Below are 249 nucleotides of genomic sequence, written 5' to 3'. Positions count from 1 at the left end.
ATTCGTACAGGTAATAAACCAGTGAAGCGGCGACCGCTGACGTGGCAATTGTGGCCCCCAATACAATCGGGTTGTGCCAGCCGTTGTGAAGCGTTTCCTTGAACGCTGCAGGGAATGGCGTCAAAGGCATCTGCGCCAAATACACGCCCGCTGCCCATCCAGCGATCGGCAAACCGAAACCCGCTGTCATCACCGCAGAATCGACTTCTCTTTTATGCATTGTCCTCTCCTGATAGACGCTCGATGTCG

The 249-nt window shown here is 54.6% G+C and carries 1 protein-coding gene; it reads right to left on the bottom strand.

Translation table 11 applies throughout. From position 1 onward, the window contains the following. On the bottom strand, positions 1 to 220 hold a 220-nt coding region (locus tag KMS84_RS44770; RefSeq protein ID WP_256921646.1), incomplete at its 3' end, for a hypothetical protein. Positions 221 to 249: the final 29 nt, after the last annotated feature.

The organism is Streptomyces hilarionis, from assembly GCF_024539675.1.
GTDB classification, from domain to species: Bacteria; Actinomycetota; Actinomycetes; order Streptomycetales; family Streptomycetaceae; genus Streptomyces; species Streptomyces hilarionis.
This window is presented reverse-complemented; position numbering and strand designations above follow the sequence as displayed.